This window comes from Streptomyces sp. NBC_00872 (genome assembly GCF_045161915.1).
Lineage (GTDB): Bacteria > Actinomycetota > Actinomycetes > Streptomycetales > Streptomycetaceae > Streptomyces.
In genome coordinates, this window is record NZ_CP108806.1 from 3,315,444 (window position 1) to 3,331,374 (window position 15,931).

General features: G+C 68.7%; 11 protein-coding genes. 7 read left to right on the forward strand and 4 right to left on the reverse strand.

Features of this window, described 5'->3' with window-relative positions:
* Positions 1 to 21 precede the first annotated feature (21 nt).
* The 3 genes from OG214_RS14020 to OG214_RS14030 are packed head-to-tail and all read left to right on the forward strand — an operon-like array spanning position 22 to position 3,373.
* Positions 22 to 528, forward strand: coding sequence for a hypothetical protein (locus tag OG214_RS14020; RefSeq protein ID WP_405984917.1), 507 nt, complete (start codon positions 22 to 24; stop codon positions 526 to 528).
* Positions 525 to 1,904, forward strand: a complete 1,380-nt coding sequence (locus OG214_RS14025; RefSeq protein WP_405984918.1) for a ParA family protein — start codon at positions 525 to 527, stop codon at positions 1,902 to 1,904. Before OG214_RS14020 ends, OG214_RS14025 begins: the two co-directional genes overlap by 4 nt.
* Positions 1,901 to 3,373 carry a hypothetical protein gene (locus OG214_RS14030; protein ID WP_405984919.1) on the forward strand — a complete coding sequence of 491 codons (1,473 nt, stop codon included), beginning with the start codon at positions 1,901 to 1,903 and terminating at the stop codon, positions 3,371 to 3,373. The genes OG214_RS14025 and OG214_RS14030 overlap by 4 nt, the downstream gene beginning before the upstream one ends.
* Before the next feature lie 33 nt (positions 3,374 to 3,406).
* On the opposite strand, the gene pglW is transcribed toward OG214_RS14030, so the two are convergent.
* Together pglW and ychF are read right to left on the reverse strand one after the other, a co-directional pair.
* A complete protein-coding gene (pglW, locus tag OG214_RS14035; RefSeq protein WP_405984920.1) occupies positions 3,407 to 7,735 on the reverse strand; it encodes a BREX system serine/threonine kinase PglW in 4,329 nt (1,442 codons plus the stop codon).
* A 541-nt stretch (positions 7,736 to 8,276) separates the two neighbouring features.
* Positions 8,277 to 9,365 (reverse strand): redox-regulated ATPase YchF, encoded by a 1,089-nt coding sequence (ychF, locus tag OG214_RS14040; protein ID WP_363080036.1) that lies wholly within the window; start codon positions 9,363 to 9,365, stop codon positions 8,277 to 8,279.
* A 367-nt stretch (positions 9,366 to 9,732) separates the two neighbouring features.
* Here ychF and OG214_RS14045 point away from each other — a divergent pair, with 367 nt between their 5' ends.
* A complete protein-coding gene (locus tag OG214_RS14045) occupies positions 9,733 to 10,386 on the forward strand; it encodes a DUF6542 domain-containing protein (protein WP_405987501.1) in 654 nt (217 codons plus the stop codon).
* Between the two features lie 161 nt (positions 10,387 to 10,547).
* On the opposite strand, the gene ppgK is transcribed toward OG214_RS14045, so the two are convergent.
* Both ppgK and OG214_RS14055 read right to left on the reverse strand, forming a co-directional pair.
* Positions 10,548 to 11,285, reverse strand: a complete 738-nt coding sequence (gene ppgK, locus OG214_RS14050; protein ID WP_363080034.1) for a polyphosphate--glucose phosphotransferase — start codon at positions 11,283 to 11,285, stop codon at positions 10,548 to 10,550.
* A 107-nt stretch (positions 11,286 to 11,392) separates the two neighbouring features.
* On the reverse strand, positions 11,393 to 12,421 hold the full coding sequence (locus OG214_RS14055) for a 4-hydroxy-3-methylbut-2-enyl diphosphate reductase (RefSeq protein ID WP_363080033.1): 1,029 nt from the start codon (positions 12,419 to 12,421) through the stop codon (positions 11,393 to 11,395).
* Between the two features lie 210 nt (positions 12,422 to 12,631).
* Between OG214_RS14055 and OG214_RS14060 the strand changes: the two genes are divergently transcribed.
* From OG214_RS14060 to OG214_RS14070, 3 genes are all read left to right on the forward strand, one after another.
* Positions 12,632 to 14,038 carry an APC family permease gene (locus OG214_RS14060; protein ID WP_405984921.1) on the forward strand — a complete coding sequence of 469 codons (1,407 nt, stop codon included), beginning with the start codon at positions 12,632 to 12,634 and terminating at the stop codon, positions 14,036 to 14,038.
* 145 nt (positions 14,039 to 14,183) lie between these two features.
* A complete protein-coding gene (gene xseA / locus OG214_RS14065) occupies positions 14,184 to 15,392 on the forward strand; it encodes an exodeoxyribonuclease VII large subunit (RefSeq protein ID WP_405984922.1) in 1,209 nt (402 codons plus the stop codon).
* 216 nt (positions 15,393 to 15,608) lie between these two features.
* Positions 15,609 to 15,848, forward strand: a complete 240-nt coding sequence (locus tag OG214_RS14070) for an exodeoxyribonuclease VII small subunit (protein WP_363080030.1) — start codon at positions 15,609 to 15,611, stop codon at positions 15,846 to 15,848.
* The last annotated feature ends 83 nt before the right edge of the window (positions 15,849 to 15,931 follow it).

Below are 15,931 nucleotides of genomic sequence, written 5' to 3' on the forward strand. Positions count from 1 at the left end.
CCCACCACTAAAGTGATCGTCGTGACGGCAAAGCCCCCTACCTCGCCCCCGCCCGACTTCGCCAGAGCGAGCGTGCACCATTACCGGTCGGCCGTCCTCGCGACCGGCGCGCGGTGGCAGATATCGGCAGATCACCTGGCCGGCCTTGCCGCGGAATGTGGCATCAAAGCCATCCTGATCAGTTTCCTGGGCTCCGAGCTCAAGCCGAACGGCATGCCGCACCACCCCGAGATGAAGTTCCCGCACCATCAGAAGAAGCAGAAGAACTGGGACGGCCAGCACGGCCACCTTCCCGCGCTCTGGGAACAGCTCACCGCCGTGGCCCACCGCCGCAACGACACCGCCGCAGGTCTCCTGTTCTCCCAGCTCCTCTGGGAGAACCCGTTCGCGGACTGGGACGTGGGCGACCGGTACTGCGACGGCACCATGCTCACCAAGGAGCACGTCGACCGGCACCTCAAGGCGGCCCACGACCTCATCGCCGCCCACGAGCAGGCCCGCATCCTAGGAACCGGCACTCTCGTATGACCACTCAACCCCTGCCGTCCGTACGGTTCGACGCGGCCTGGAAGCAAGCACTCGCCCATGCCGGACAGGCAGCCCAGCGGTTCGGCATGAACGTCGTCGTCACCCGTGACCTTCTGGGACGCGCATCGCTCCTCGTCGACGATCGCGCGGACCCGCTGGCGGCGGACGCCCCGGACGTAGTGTCCACGAGGGACGGGTTCGCAGCCGCGACACACCCCTTCACCGGCCTCGAACCCCTCGTGCTCGGCAGTCTCCTTTTCGCCCCCGATCTCTTCTTCGCCAGTGGAGACCGTACGGAGGTCAGCGCTTCCCACGGCAATGTCGGCAGCGTGCACGCCCTGGAACGCACCGTGATAGGGGCCGACTGGACAAGTGCGCCCCTTCCTGCCCGTACGCCGTCCGACGGCGACTGGGACCGCCGGGACCGGCGCGTCGCCATGTACGGGTTCAAGGGGGGTGTGGGCCGCTCGACGGCCACCGCGATGCTCGCCCGGTATCTGGCCGACCGCGGACGGTGCGTACTCGTGGTCGACCTCGACCTGGAGTCGCCCGGGGTGTCAAATCTCCTGGAGAGTCCGAGCGGCATCCCTCGTCACGGCATCGTGGACCACCTGATCGAAGCGGCCGTCGGGCATGCCGACGGACTCGAACTGGTCGCTCGCGGCACCGCTCTGCCCGTCCGGGGCGAGAGCAACGGCGAGGTGTGGTTCGCCCCTGCCGGAGGCACACCCCGTGCAGGCGAACGCAGCGACTACCTCGCCAAACTGAACCGCATCTACAGCGACCTTGCCCCACTCAATCCCGGCGACGGTCCGCGTCCCTTCGCTACCCGGCTCGAGCAGGCCATCAGCGCCTGCGAGGACCAGGTGGCAGAGCTCTCCCGGCGCCCCGACATCGTCCTGCTCGACTGCCGTGCCGGCATGCACGACATCGCCGCCGTCACCCTGACCCACCTGAGCGGCCTGGCGCTGTTGTTCACCGTGGACAACCCTTCCACCTGGGAGGGGTACCGCATGCTGTTCGAGCAGTGGCGGCAACGGCAGGACCACGTCGGTGACCTGGTGGAACGCCTCAGAGTGGTCGCTGCCATGTTCAACTCCGCCGGAGACGTCAACCGTCTGCTCGCCCTACAGGAGCGGGCGTACAACCTCTTCGCCGACACTCTCTACGAGCCGGACAGCACGTATATCTCGGCAGCAGACGCGGAAGACGCACCGCACACCCCCATCCCGATCCTGTTCGGCAATGACCTGATCGGGCTCGACCCGCTGCGCAGCAGCGCCTGGCCCGAGCTGCCGATGGTCGAGGCCGTCTACCAGACCTTCACGACTACGGTGGAGCGACTGCTGCCCCCGCCGCACCCGGAGCCCTCATGACCCCCCTGACCGCCGACGAGTACCGCACCCTGATTGTCCGGGCCCTGGAAGACGCGGTCGACGCGAACACCACGGAACCGGACCTGCGGCGGCTGTTCACCCCGTCGAGCCACCGGCTCGCTCTCGCTCCCGACGTCACCGTGGTGAAGGGCGCACGCGGCACCGGCAAGACGTACTGGGCCAAGGCGCTGACCGATCCCCGGCTGCGGGAGATCGCCGCGGCTTCGTACCTGATGCCCAGATTGCGCCGGGTCAAGATCGCTACGGGATTCGCTGCGGACCGCAAGGCCGACGCCGCCTACCCGACCAAGCGAGTCATCGCCCGGTTGATGCGCGATGACGAGTTCGATGCGGTCGACTTCTGGTTCATGGTCGTTCTGATGGCGCTCAAGGTGCCCGAGATCGCAGCCATCAACGACTGGCCCGGCAGGATGAGCTGGGTACGGGAGAATCCCGAGGCGCTCGACGACGCTCTTCAGGAAGCGGACAGCGCGGCCCGCAGCGACGGCATGACGCAGGTCCTGCTCTTCGACGCCCTGGACCATCTGCACAAGGACAGGACGCAGGCGGACAAGCTCGTGTCGGGTCTGCTCGAGGTCGCGCTGGAACTGCGCCTCACCACATCCGCCCTGCGCGCGAAGGTCTTCATCCGCCCGGACATGTACGACAGCGCACCCAAGAAGTTCGCGGACGCGTCGAAACTCACCGCGAACACCGCCGAGCTCACCTGGCTCCGGGAGAATCTCTACGGGCTTTTCTTCCACCAGTTGGGGAACTACGACGGCCCCGGAGCCGCGGAGTTCCGGGCTGCCACCGGCGGCTGGCGCGACGAAGGCGACGGCCGGTTCATCGCGCCGACTGATGTCATCGCCGACCAGACACGGCAGGAAGCCGTATTCGTCGACATCGCCGGACCGTACATGGGCACCGACCGACGAAAGGGCCTCACCTACACCTGGGTGCCCAATCACCTCCAGGACGGTAATGAGGAGGTCAGCCCCCGTACGTGGTTGTACAGCCTGCGGGAAGCCGCTGTCGTATCCGCCGAGCGATACGCCGGATACGAGTACGCGCTCCATTACGACGCCATCAGAGCGAGCCTGCACGGGGCGGCCCGTATCCGCGTGGAGGAACTCACAGAGGACATCGCCTGGGCAGTTGCCGCAGTCGAGAGACTCGAGGGGGGCGAGGTACCGATGGAACCCTCGGTCGTCATCGCCCACTGGAATCAGGGCGGGCTCAGCGCCGCGCTGCAGGAACTGGCCCAGGAAAGCGGCCAGGACCCTCAGGAGGACGACGGCGGCAGCGGCCCACGCAAACCGGATGATCCCTTCGCTGTCCTCGAAGAACTCATCGACATCGGCGTCCTGACCCGGCGACTCACCACCGGGGCCATCGACCTGCCCGATGTGTACCGGCTGTACTTCAACATCGGGCGCAGGGGCGGGGTTTCCCGCAAGAAGTCCTGACCCCTCTCGTCCGTCCACTCCGTCGGAAGGCGCTCAGTCCCCAAGCGCCTTCACGAACCCCGCGTCCAGGTGCTCCCGCTCCCCGTCGCCGCCGATCACCTCGACCGTCCGCCCGTCGAGGCGTGGCTGCTGCGACCGTGTCTCGACCGGACACAGCAGCCATAGGCCGTGGGGGACGCTCGCAGGTCGGCGAGCCGTATTCTGGAGACGGGTGAGGAAGCCGTGGCCGCCCTCGTCCCAGTAGCGTGCGACCAGGCTGGCGTCGTAGAGGAACAGGACCGTCCGGCGTGCGGTGGCCCGTTCGAGGAGGGCGTCCTCCATGCGCTGCCAGACCACGCGGGCGAAGGAGGCGAGGCCGGGCTTGATGCGGCCGGGGGCCGAACCGCTGTCGGCACGCAGGAACTTCTGCCAGTCCTGTCCCTTTTCGTCCGCCAGCTCCCGCAGCGTGCGCAGGAACATCCCTGCGACATCGACCGGGACGACGCCTTCGGACTCGAATCCCACCGCCACCCGCTCCGCCGTCCCCACCAGCACGTCGCGCTTCACCGTCAAGGCGAGGAAGCCACCGCGGGCGGCACGCTCGGTCAGCCGGGCACGCAACGCCCCGTGCGGATCCTCGCGGTCCGCGTGGGAGACCGGACGCGGAGGAAGGTAGCTGGTGAGGACGCCGGTCGAGGTGCGGGCGGCAGGTGGTGCGGATCTGCGCGGGAAGAACGTCAGGGTCGTGAGGTCGTAACGCAGGTCGAACCGGGCCGCCTCCAGTGCCTCCTCGAGTTCCACGTGAGTCGGCTCCCGGCCGCCCGCGAGGAGATCCAGGTCGGGAAAGCGTGCCCGCAGCCGAGCGACCAGGCCAGAAACCACAATGCCCCGGTCGTGCCGGACCCCGGCTCCCGCCTGGGAGATACGCAGGGCCCGCTCCAGGCTCAGATCCTGCGGGTACAGCTCAAGGCGCGGCGTCACCGCGGTCCGGGCTGCGACCGCGGCGGCCAGTGCCACGAGGCGGGTGTCCGCGAGCGGGGCGAAGCCGTCGGGGACCGGTACGGCACGCAGGTCACGCAGGACCTCAGTACGGCTGGGCAGCGGGTCACGCCGCGCAAGTTGATGTGCGCAAGCTCCCAGCAAGGCACTGTAGTCGGCCAGTTCACGAGGGCTGGGGTCTTCAGTCCCGGGCAAGGACTCAGCCGCAATGAGGATCGCTTCGCCACGCCGATGCACTGCGAGGCGGGGCTCGTGCGGTACACCGCCCTCGGTCCCCGCGCTGTCCACCTCTCCCACCGCATCCGAGGTCTCGGCCTCGACCGCGGCCCGGACCACGGCCAGAGACCTGGCCAGGATCCGCTCACCGGTGTCACTGCCCGCTCCGTGGCGGGCACGCAGTTCAGCCGCAGCCTCCACAGCGGTCATGACCCGCCCAGCGGCGGTGACGATGTCGACCAACTCAGCGCGTACCGGTGAGAGCCAGGCCGCCTCGGCCCACTGTTTGATCTCGATCCGGTGATGCCGGGAGACCGGCGGCTGCTTGATACCCAGGTGCTCGGCGATGCGTGCCTGAACCGGCCAGGCACCCAGCGGGGAGAGCCCGCCCTCTTCCGGTGGAAGCCCGAGAGTGAGCCGGACCACGGCCGCACGGTGTGAGCCCTTGCGGCCGGGCTCGGGGGTGAGCAGGGCCGCCATCTCGTCTATCGACAGAATGCGTTCCGGGGCCGAGCCGTCCACCGTCTCGACGTCCACCACCGGGCGGTCGACGGGTGGGGTCTGCGGGGAACGACCGTCGGAGGCCGGAAGGAGTGCTGCCGCCCATTGCTTGCGCCGCCGGTTCAACTCCTTGCGCACCAGCGCACCGGCTCCGCGCGCCCGGGAGATGACGTACGGCTGAAGGTTCAGCAGATCGCCGACCCGGTAGGCGTGCAGGTCGTTCGCGACGGACACCGCCCGGGGGGTCAGTCCTGCGGCCTCCAGGAGTGTGGTGGCGTCGGCGGCTTCCGCCGCCCTGTCCCGGTCGCTTTCCGGGTCCTCGGAGGCTGCGCCGACCGCGTCCTGCGCGGTGGTGGGGCCGGTCGAGTCCGCGGTGCGGAACACCTGCCTCCACTCGTCACGCATCTGCGTGAGGGTTTCGAAGCGGTGCTCGACGTCGCGATGCAAGGCTCGCCGGAAGAAGCGCGCGAGCCCTTCGCTCAATGCGGGTTCGAAGAGCTCGACCGCGATACGGAGGACTGCCGACTCATTGGTGAGCGGATCGTTCTGTCCGTCACCCCACACCGGCCGCTCACCGCTGGCCATCTCGTGCAGTGTGACAGCCGCCGCGTACCGCTCGGCGTGATCGTCGTAGTGGGCACGACGCATTGACCCGAGGAACGGGTCGAGATAGTTGCGGGTGCCGGCCTTGATGTCCCGGTCGGAAGCATCGGTGAGGGAGAAGTCGAAGAGCTTGAGCTGCCAGGTGCGGTCCTTGCGACGCTGGACACCGAAATTGTCCGGCTTGATGTCACGGTGACGCACTCCATGACCGGCGAGCTGGTCAAGGGCGTGGAACAGGTCGTCCGAGAAACGTTCCAACTCGTGAAAGGTGAGCCTGCCCTGGCCCCTGAGCCGCTCACCGAGCGACTGCTCGCCCGCATACTCCAGTTCCAGAACCGTGCGCCCGCCAATCTCCCGCAGCCCCTCCCCTCGCAGCTGGACGATCGCTCCACCACCGACCGTCCCGAGCACTCGCTCCTCGGCCCGCAGCCTGCCGGCCCGCTCCTCGTCGAGAGCGACTTTGAAGACATGCTCGTCGATGTGGACGTGGCCGTCCTCGCCCTCCGTCGCACGCTCCACAAGGAGGGCACGGGCCGTGGCCCCGGTGCCGAGAACCCGCCGCACCGACCATTCGGTGTCGAGCGACTGGCCGGGCAGCGCCTCCAGCGGATCGACACCGGTCGAGGCCGGGGAATCTGGCAGAACGCTGGCGCGCTCGGCCTCGTCGAGGAGGTCGAGGAACTCCTCCACCGAACCCAGGCGGTCATTGACATCGGTCCGGGTCGCCTGGAAGACGAGATCGTCCAGAGCATCGGGCAGCCCATCCGCCACCGCGAAGAGCCGCAGGCCCGAGTCCGTGCGCAAACGATCACTCAGCGCACTGCGCTGCGCGGCCGGCGGCAGCCCGGTCAGGATCAGATGCGCGACTGCTCCCAGACCGAAGACGTCCAGATCACCTGGGTCGGCGAAGGGCTGATCCGTCTCCGGGGCCAGGTACACGCGAGCCGCGTCCTCGATGAGCGCCGCGTCGAGCGCGGACCCACCGATGGAACGGAAGAAGGTGGCATTGGAATCGAAATCCCGGGCCGCGGTCTGCCAGTCAGTGATCCGCAGTTCGGGATGGGTCCCACCCTCTTTGAACGAGACATATACCGAACGGGCCGCCAGAGCGCGGTGATACAGCGACCGGTTGTGTGCATAGCGGACGGCCTCCGCAAGCTGCCGAACCAGATCGAGGCGTGTCTCAGGAGTCAGCTTCCCACCGTAGACATCCAGATACTGGTCGAGTCGCAGATCCGTGTGGCGATGGCGAAAGAGAATCGCCGGACCGCCTTGATGCTCACGGAATTCGACTGCGTCGACGATCCCACGGTGGTTGATGCCCTGGAGCACTTGGTATTCGCGACGCGCGGCTCGCTCAGTGGCCTTGCGGGCTGCTTCGGTAGCCATCTGGCTGACCAGATAGATACGGACCCTGCCCTCCTCCTGGACCATCCCGTCATCGCGAGACGCGAGACGGTCCTCCCAGGACGGCCCGGCATCCAACGGATGGGGCTCCATCTTCCACGCATCGCCGAATCGCAGATGGGCGGCGGACTGGCGAATTCCAATAGCCTTCAGAAGCTGAGGGAGGGTGTGGCGGGAGAATTCCGGAGTAATGCGTCGCTCAGGGCGGTCCGGCGGCAGCCCCAGAAAATCCTGCCAGATGCGTTTGAGTCCACTCGCGCCGTCATCACGGCCGTAGACCTTGATCTGCTGCACCTCGTCCAGATGACTGTCCAGATCCGGGGCGGAGAGAAAAACGGCAGGCTCGATACGTGGCACGACGCGATCACTTATGCCCAACTTGCGGGCTGCCCAGTGAAGCTGGCTCTTCAGCTCCTTGGACTTCAGGTCGTTGAAGTGCAGCGGATTGGTGATCGTCCGCGTGCGGTCCTGGCCACGGAAATTCCAGGTAGAACCGCTGTTGCGGAGTTCACCGGGATGACTCTTGATCTCAACAAGAAATAGCCCGGACGGAACCGCGATCAGCAGATCGCATTCGTTGACGCGTCCGGATTGCGCAGTGAAAGAGAAGGTTGCCCAGGCCCGATAAGGCTCGGCATGCGGCATGAGCTGTCGCACATGATCCAGCGCCTCCTGCTCCCAGGGGTACGGAGAGACTCTCTCCTGCGACCACTGTCGGGGCGGCCTCACGGGGCCAGGCTTCGGCACCCCGGACGCCGGGGCTCCTCCCACTGCGGTCACTGTCCCGTCCTCCCGCGTCGCCCATGCCGGCAGGGCCGCATCATGCCTGGTCGAGCCTACCGCGCCCGCCACATGAGGGACCCCTGGCGTTCGCCGATCCGGAACGAGAGCGCCTCGATCCAGCGCCGTTCACCGGAAAGGTGCCTGAACCATGCAGGGGGCCGCAGAGTCACAGACACCGCCGTTGCAAGTGTCCGCGGCACAGCGTCCGCCGCCAGCCACTGTGAACGCGTACGCACTGCGAGTCCGCTCCAAGGAAGCGACGCCCAGGCAACTCAAATGTGCGATGACAATGCGTCAGGTTCTTCAGTGTCATCCCAGCACCATCCCAGCACGGGAACAGGCCAGAGGGCCGACTCGGAAGAGCCAGACCCTCTTGACCTGCGCGTTTGACAATGGCGACGTGGTGGAAATGCGGCTAAACGTTGAACCTGAACTCGACCACGTCGCCGTCCTGCATGACGTAGTCCTTGCCCTCCATGCGGGCCTTGCCGGCGGAGCGGGCGTCGGCTACTGAGCCGGTGGTCACCAGGTCGGCGAAGGAGATCACCTCGGCCTTGATGAAGCCCTTCTGGAAGTCGGTGTGGATCACACCGGCCGCTTCGGGGGCCGTGGCGCCCTTCTTGATCGTCCAGGCGCGGGACTCCTTGGGGCCTGCCGTGAGGTAGGTCTGGAGGCCCAGGGTGCGGAAACCGACATGGGCCAGGGTCGCGAGGCCCGGCTCCTCCTGGCCTACGGACTGGAGGAGTTCGAGGGCCTCCTCGTCGTCCAGTTCCGCGAGGTCGGACTCCAGCTTGGCGTTGAGGAAGATCGCCTCCGCGGGGGCGACCAGGGCGCGCTGTTCGTCCTTGAAGGAGTCGTCCGTCAGCTCCTCCTCGTCGACGTTGAAGACGTAGAGGAAGGGCTTGGTGGTGAGCAGATGCAGTTCGCGCAGCGGCTCCGCCTTCTCCGTGCCCTGGACGATGCCCGCGGAGAAGAGGGTCTCACCGGTCTCCAGGATGGCCTGGGCCTCCTCGATCGCCTTGACCTGGCCCAGCACCTCCTTCTTGATCCGCGACTCCCGCTGGAGACGCGGGAGGACCTTCTCGATCGTCTGGAGGTCGGCGAGGATCAGCTCGGTGTTGATCGTCTCGATGTCGTCCTTGGGCGAGACCTTGCCGTCGACATGTACGACGTTCTCGTCCTTGAAGGCACGGATGACCTGGCAGATGGCGTCCGACTCACGGATGTTCGCCAGGAACTTGTTGCCCAGGCCCTCGCCCTCGGAGGCGCCGCGCACGATACCGGCGATATCGACGAAGTCGACGGTGGCGGGGAGGATCCGCTGGGAGCCGAAGATCTCCGCGAGCTTGTTCAGCCGCGGGTCCGGCACGCCGACCACGCCGACATTGGGCTCGATGGTGGCGAACGGGTAGTTGGCCGCCAGCACGTCGTTCTTGGTCAGGGCGTTGAACAGGGTCGACTTGCCGACATTCGGCAGGCCGACGATTCCGATCGTGAGCGACACGTTGGCGACTTCCTGGAGTGAGGACTGGCTGGAGGAGGACCGGCCCAGGGCCGAGGTCCGGTGGATGGCCCGCTTACGGCCCCGGGGGGCCGATCCCCCAGTTTACGGGCGGGCCGCGGCGGTCGATGACGGGTTCGGGGCGCCACCCGACGCGCCCCATGATCTCGAACTCAACCTCAAGGTCACCCAAAGGGCGTGTCCATCGCCTGATTCCTCACCGGGTGCCACCTACGTTGTAGCGGTGGAGCAGCACAGGACACGTCAGCCCCGGCGCCGGCAGCGGCCGCAGGACCCGCCCTCCCCGCAGAGTGCCGTAGCGGGATCCACAGGCGTGTACCGGCTCCCCGGGACGGCGGCCCGGCGGCGGATGCCACCGCCCGTCGCGCTCCATCCGCGAAAATCCGACAAGCCGGTGAAATCCGCCGGGCAGGGCAGGGCCGCCGGGCCAGGCCGGGCCGCCAGGCCACCGAGGGCCGGCACGTCACGTAGACCCGGCGGCCAGCTGGCGAAGCTCGGCGGGCTGGGCAGGCTGCGGAAACCGCGCAGACTGCCCAATCCCCGGTTCACCGGGCTGGGTGCCGGGCTCTTCGCCGCCTCCACGATGCTCTGCGTCGCCTTTCTGGACCGCCTGCTGCTCGACAGCGCGCCCCTGGTGTACGGGGCGCTGTTCCTGCCGGTCAGCGCGGTGACCGCCCTCTGGGTCCGCACCGCCGACCTGGTGACGGCTCCCATCAGCGTGCCGATCGCCTTCGCGGTCGGCAGCTTTCCCATCGCCGGCGGCTCCGGCGGTTTCGGCGGCCACACCATGGCGCTGGTCACGACGCTGGCCGTGCACGCGGGGTGGCTGTACGGCGGCACGCTCGTCGCCGGGCTCATCGCGTCCGTACGGAAGGTGCGGCAGATGGGGCGCCGGCAGCGCGCCCGGGACGCCGCCGCCCTCCGGGCCGGGTCCAAGGTCAGACCGGCCCGGACCACACCGCCCAACGGAGCCACCGCCTACCGGGCCGTACGACGCGGTTAGCCACACCCCGCCGACACCCCCGGCCGACACCCCGCGCCTCGCCTGGCGACCCACAACCCCGCATGACCCACAACCCCCCGGGCGGCCCGCGTAGCGCACGTAAGCCCCCGTACCTCCCCCTGTCGGCCCTGTCCGGCCGTCTGCCGTCCTTGTCCGGCCGTCTACCGTCCCGCCGCCACCATCGCCGCGCCCACGATCCCCGCGTTGTTCTGCAGCTCCGCCGGAATGATCTCGGCCCTGATCCCCTCGATCAGCGGCAGGAACTTCTCGGACTTACGGCTCACCCCGCCGCCGATGATGAACAGCTCCGGCGAGAACAGCATCTCCAGATGCTCCAGATACTTCTGCACCCGGTGCGCCCAGTGGTGCCAGCTCAGCTCCGCGTCCTCCTTGGCCTTGGACGACGCGCGCTTCTCCGCCTCGTGGCCGTGCAGCTCCAGATGGCCCAGCTCGGTGTTGGGCACCAGCTTGCCGTCGATGAACAGCGCGCTGCCGATGCCCGTGCCGAAGGTCAGCAGGAAGACCACGCCCTTACGGCCCCGCCCCGCGCCGAAGGACATCTCCGCGACGCCCGCCGCGTCCGCGTCGTTCAGCACCGTGGTCCGCAGATTCAGCTTGTCGCCGAGGAACTGTCCCGCGTCCATATCGATCCATGCTTTGTCGACATTGGCGGCGGTGCGCACCACGGATCCGGTGACCACCCCGGGAAAGGTGATACCGACCGGGCCCGACCAGCCGAAATGCCGCACGACCTCCACCACACCGTCGGCGACGCTCTCCGGCGTCGCCGGGTGCGGGGTGAGTACTTTGTGCCGCGGCTCGACGAGATCGCCGCGCTCCAGGTCCACGGGCGCGCCCTTGATGCCCGAGCCACCGATGTCCACTCCGAAGACGTTCATGGACACAACGTTACGGCCAGACGCTGACAGCGACTTCCGGGGGAACGGCTTGCGAGCGCCTCCTTACGAATCTCCCCCGTACCCTTACTTCTTCGCGAGGGCCGCCGCTACTTCTCCGCGAGGGCCGCCGCCTCCGCGCGCAGGTCACGGCGGAGTTCCTTGGGGAGCGAGAACGTGATCGACTCCTCCGCCGCCTTGACGATCTCGACATCCTCGAAGCCGCGCTGCGACAGCCACTCCAGAACACCCTCGACCAGGATTTCCGGTACGGACGCGCCCGAGGTGAGGCCGACCGTGGAGACGCCCGCCAGCCATGCCTCGTCGATCTCGTCGGCACCGTCCACCAGATGGGAGGCGCCCGCGCCCGCGCCGAGGGCGACCTCGACCAGCCGTACCGAGTTGGAGGAGTTCTTGGAGCCGACGACGATCACCAGATCCGCGTCGGCGCCCATCTGCTTGACCGCGATCTGGCGGTTCTGCGTGGCGTAGCAGATGTCGTCGCTCGGCGGCGAGATGAGCTGCGGGAACTTCTGCTTCAGCGCGTCGACCGTCTCCATCGTCTCGTCCACGGAGAGCGTGGTCTGGGAGAGCCAGACGACCTTCGACTCGTCGCGCACCTCGACGCTCGCGACATCGCCGGGACCGTCGACCAGCGTGATGTGCTCCGGGGCCTCGCCCGAGGTACCGATGACCTCTTCATGGCCGTCGTGGCCGATCAGCAGGATGTCGTAGTCCTCGTTGGCGAACCGGACGGCTTCCTTGTGGACCTTGGTCACCAGGGGGCAGGTCGCGTCGATGGTGGCGAGCCGGCGCTCGGCCGCCTCCTCGTGGACGACCGGCGCGACACCGTGCGCCGAGAACATGACGATCGACCCCTCGGGGACCTCCGCCGTCGCGTCGACGAAGATGGCCCCCTTCTTCTCCAGGGTCTTGACGACGTACTTGTTGTGGACGATCTCGTGACGGACGTAGATCGGCGCCCCGTACTGCTCGATCGCCTTCTCCACGGCGATCACGGCACGGTCGACACCCGCGCAGTAACCACGGGGGGCGGCGAGCAGAACGCGTTTACCGGCGCGGCGCACGGCGTCTGCACTGGAGGCGGCGGCGGGCGACGGGCGGGACGTGGCAGTCATGCGTCCCATCGTAAGGCCGTTCAGAAGAGGCGGAACTTCGCCCGTCCACCCGACACTGGGCGTACAGGACGGGCTTACGTGACCGGGCGTACGTGAGCCGGAGTACGTGTCGGAGCATGTGCGGGAGTACGCGCGGGACTACATGACCGGGCGTCGGAGTACCTGACCGGGGCATACGCGCGTGACGGACGGGCGGGTGACGGACCAGCGGTGGACGATCGAGCGGCGGACGGCCGGGCGACCGGGCCGGCGGCCGGTGATCCGGGGACAGGCCAGGCGGCCGGTGATGCGGGGACAGGCGGGGGCGGGCTCCGGCGGACACTCGGCTTTCGCGATCTCGTCGTCTACGGACTGCTGTTCATCGCCCCCATGGCACCGGTCGGTGTCTTCGGTACCCTCGACGCCAGGTCCCATGGCGCCGTGGCCCTGGTCTATGTCGTCGCGACCGTGGCGATGGCGTTCACCGCCTTCAGCTACGCCGAGATGGTACGGGTCGCCCCACAGGCCGGCTCGGTCTTCGCGTACGCGCGCAAGGGGCTCGGTGAGGGGCCTGGATTCATCGCCGGCTGGATGGCGATGCTCGACTATCTGCTGATCCCGGCCGTGGCCTATCTCTTCGCCGGGATCGCGATGGAGGCGCTGGTGCCCTCCGTCGACCGGTGGGTGTGGACCGCGATCGCCGTGGTAATCACGACAGTGCTCAATCTGTGGGGAGTACGGGCGGCGGCCCGGGTCGGCTTCGCGGTACTGGCGATGGAGATCGCGGTGCTGCTGGTGTTCGTGGTGGCGGCCGTCGTCGTCCTCGCGCGCGACGGGGCGACACGCGGCTGGTCCACGCCGTTCACCGGTGACAGCGGCTTCTCCTCGGCGGCGGTGCTGGGCGCGGTGTCGGTCGCGGTGCTGTCGTATCTGGGCTTCGACGCGATCGCCTCGTTCGCGGAGGAGGTGACGGGCGGTTCGCGTCCGGTGGCGCGGGCGGTGCTGTTCTGTCTGGTGCTCGCCGGTGCCCTGTTCGTCGTACAGACATACGTGGTGGCACTGCTCGAACCGGTGACCTCCGCCCAGTTGGCGGCGGACCCGGCGCGGCAGGGCCCGGCGTTCTACGACGCGGTGGACGCCTCGGTCGGCGCCTGGCTCCATGATCTGGTGGCGGTGAGCAAGGCGATCGGAGCGGCGTTCGCGGCGCTGGCCGCGCAGGCGGCGGCGGGACGGCTGCTCTTCGCGATGGGCCGTGCGCGCCGGCTGCCGTACGCGCTGTCGCGTACGTACGCGGGCGTGCCACGCGTCGCCCTGCTGCTGGCGGCCGTGGTGACGCTGGTCGCGGCCGTCTGGGCGGCCCGGCGCGCCGACGGTCTGGACCGGCTGGTCTCGGTGGTGGACATCGGGGCGCTGACGGCGTTCGTACTGCTGCACGCGTCGGTGGTGGGGTGGTTCGTGGTGCGCCGGGGAGAGGGGCCGCCGCGCTGGTTCCGCCACGCGGTACTGCCGGTGGCCGGCGCGGGCATCCTGATCGCGGTCGTCGCGGAGGCGGCGGGCCCGGCCCAGGTGACGGGCGCGATCTGGCTGGCCGTGGGCCTTGTGGTGCTGCTGGTGCGGCGGGGACGGCAGCACGGCTGACGACGGCACGGCGGCACGGCGCGGACGACGGCACCGAGCCACAGAGCCACAGAGCCGCGACGGCGGGACGGCACGACGGCGGGATTGCGCGACGGGGCGGGCCGCTCGGGGAGTGATGTCGTAGGCGGCGGATACGCTCCTTGGTATGGCTCTGCATACGTCCGCGGACGCTCCGCTGCCGGTCGGCGAGGTGTCCCGGCTCATCGGCGGGTGGATCGACCGCCTCGGCGCGGTCTGGGTCGAGGGGCAGATCACCCAGCTCTCGCGCCGGCCGGGTGCGGGGGTCGTCTTTCTGACGCTGCGCGACCCCTCGTACGACATCTCGGTGAGCGTCACGTGTTTCCGGCAGGTGTTCGACGCGATCGCGGATGTGGTCTCCGAGGGCGCGCGGGTCGTGGTCCAGGCCAAGCCGGAGTGGTACGCGCCGCGTGGGCAGCTCTCGCTGCGGGCCACGGAGATACGCCCGGTCGGGATCGGTGAACTGCTCGTGCGGCTGGAGCAGTTGAAGAAGTCCCTGACCGCGGAAGGGCTGTTCGCCGCCGGCCGCAAGAAACCGCTGCCTTTTCTCCCGCAGTTGATCGGACTGGTCTGCGGACGGGCGTCGGCGGCCGAGCGGGATGTACTGGAGAACGCGCGGCGGCGCTGGCCCGCGGTCCGTTTCGAGGTGCGCAATACGGCGGTGCAGGGGGTCAACGCGGTGGCCCAGGTCATCCAGGCGGTGAAGGAACTGGACGCGCTGCCGGAGGTGGATGTGATCATCGTGGCGCGCGGCGGCGGCAGCGTGGAGGATCTGCTGCCGTTCTCGGACGAGCAGTTGGTACGGGCGGTGGCCGCGTGCCGTACGCCCGTCGTCTCGGCGATCGGGCACGAGCCGGACTCGCCGCTGCTGGATCTCGTGGCGGACGTCCGGGCCTCGACGCCGACGGACGCGGCGAAGAAGACCGTGCCGGACGTCGGGGAGGAGCTGGACCGGGTGCAGGCGCTGCGCGACCGGGCGCTGCGGACGGTACGGGGGCTGCTCGACCGCGAGGAGCGGGGGCTCGCCCACGCCCTGGCCCGTCCCGTGATGGAGCGCCCGCACAGGATGGTGGACGAGCGCGCGGCGGAGGTGGCCGCGCTGGCCGACCGGAGCGCACGGGTGCTGAGGCATCTTCTGGACCGCGCGGACTCGGAGCTGTCGCACACGCTGGCGCGCGTGGTCGCGCTGTCCCCCGCGGCGACGCTGGAGCGCGGATACGCGGTGCTGCAACGGCCCGACGGGACGGTCGTACGGTCTCCGCGCGAGGTCACGGCGGCCGAGGAGCTGAGGGCCCGGGTGGCGGAGGGCGAGTTCACGGTACGGGTCGCGGAGTGAGCGCGTCGGACGCCGGGCGTGAGCACGTCGTGAGCCGGAGCGCCGGCCAGTACGTGGACCAGATGGACCAGTGCGTGGACCGGTACATGGACCGGAGCACGCACCGGAGCACGGACCGGAGCGAGGGCCCCGGAATCGTTGACGGAGTCGTTGTCGGAATCGTTGACGGAGTCATTGTCGGATCGCGCGCGGGCGCGCGTACACAGGGTGGATGAGATGGCCAGGACGGATGAAGCCGCCGTGCTCGGATACGAGCAGGCACGCGACGAGCTGATCGAGGTCGTACGCCGGCTGGAGGCGGGCGGTACGTCCCTGGAGGACTCGCTCGCCCTGTGGGAGCGCGGCGAGGAACTGGCGAAGGTCTGCCGCCGCTGGCTGGAGGGCGCGCGGGCCCGGCTGGACGCCTCCCTGGCCGACGAGAAGGCCGGGACGGAGGAGGACCGGGACGAGGAGTAGCCGGGGCCGGACGGCGGCGGCTGTGAAGCAGGTCACTGAGGCAACGATTTAGTTGAAGCTTCACACAACCACTTGTACCGTGA

Bases quoted from the DNA above. Each gene is read 5' to 3' on its own strand.
- OG214_RS14055 (WP_363080033.1), bottom strand. From the start codon at position 12,421: ATGACTGCCACGTCCCGCCCGTCGCCCGCCGCCGCCTCCAGTGCAGAC.
- OG214_RS14025 (WP_405984918.1), top strand. From the start codon at position 525: ATGACCACTCAACCCCTGCCGTCCGTACGGTTCGACGCGGCCTGGAAG.
- OG214_RS14045 (WP_405987501.1), top strand. From the start codon at position 9,733: ATGCCACCGCCCGTCGCGCTCCATCCGCGAAAATCCGACAAGCCGGTG.
- xseA (WP_405984922.1), top strand. From the start codon at position 14,184: ATGGCTCTGCATACGTCCGCGGACGCTCCGCTGCCGGTCGGCGAGGTG.
- OG214_RS14030 (WP_405984919.1), top strand. From the start codon at position 1,901: ATGACCCCCCTGACCGCCGACGAGTACCGCACCCTGATTGTCCGGGCC.
- OG214_RS14070 (WP_363080030.1), top strand. From the start codon at position 15,609: ATGGCCAGGACGGATGAAGCCGCCGTGCTCGGATACGAGCAGGCACGC.
- ppgK (WP_363080034.1), bottom strand. From the start codon at position 11,285: ATGAACGTCTTCGGAGTGGACATCGGTGGCTCGGGCATCAAGGGCGCG.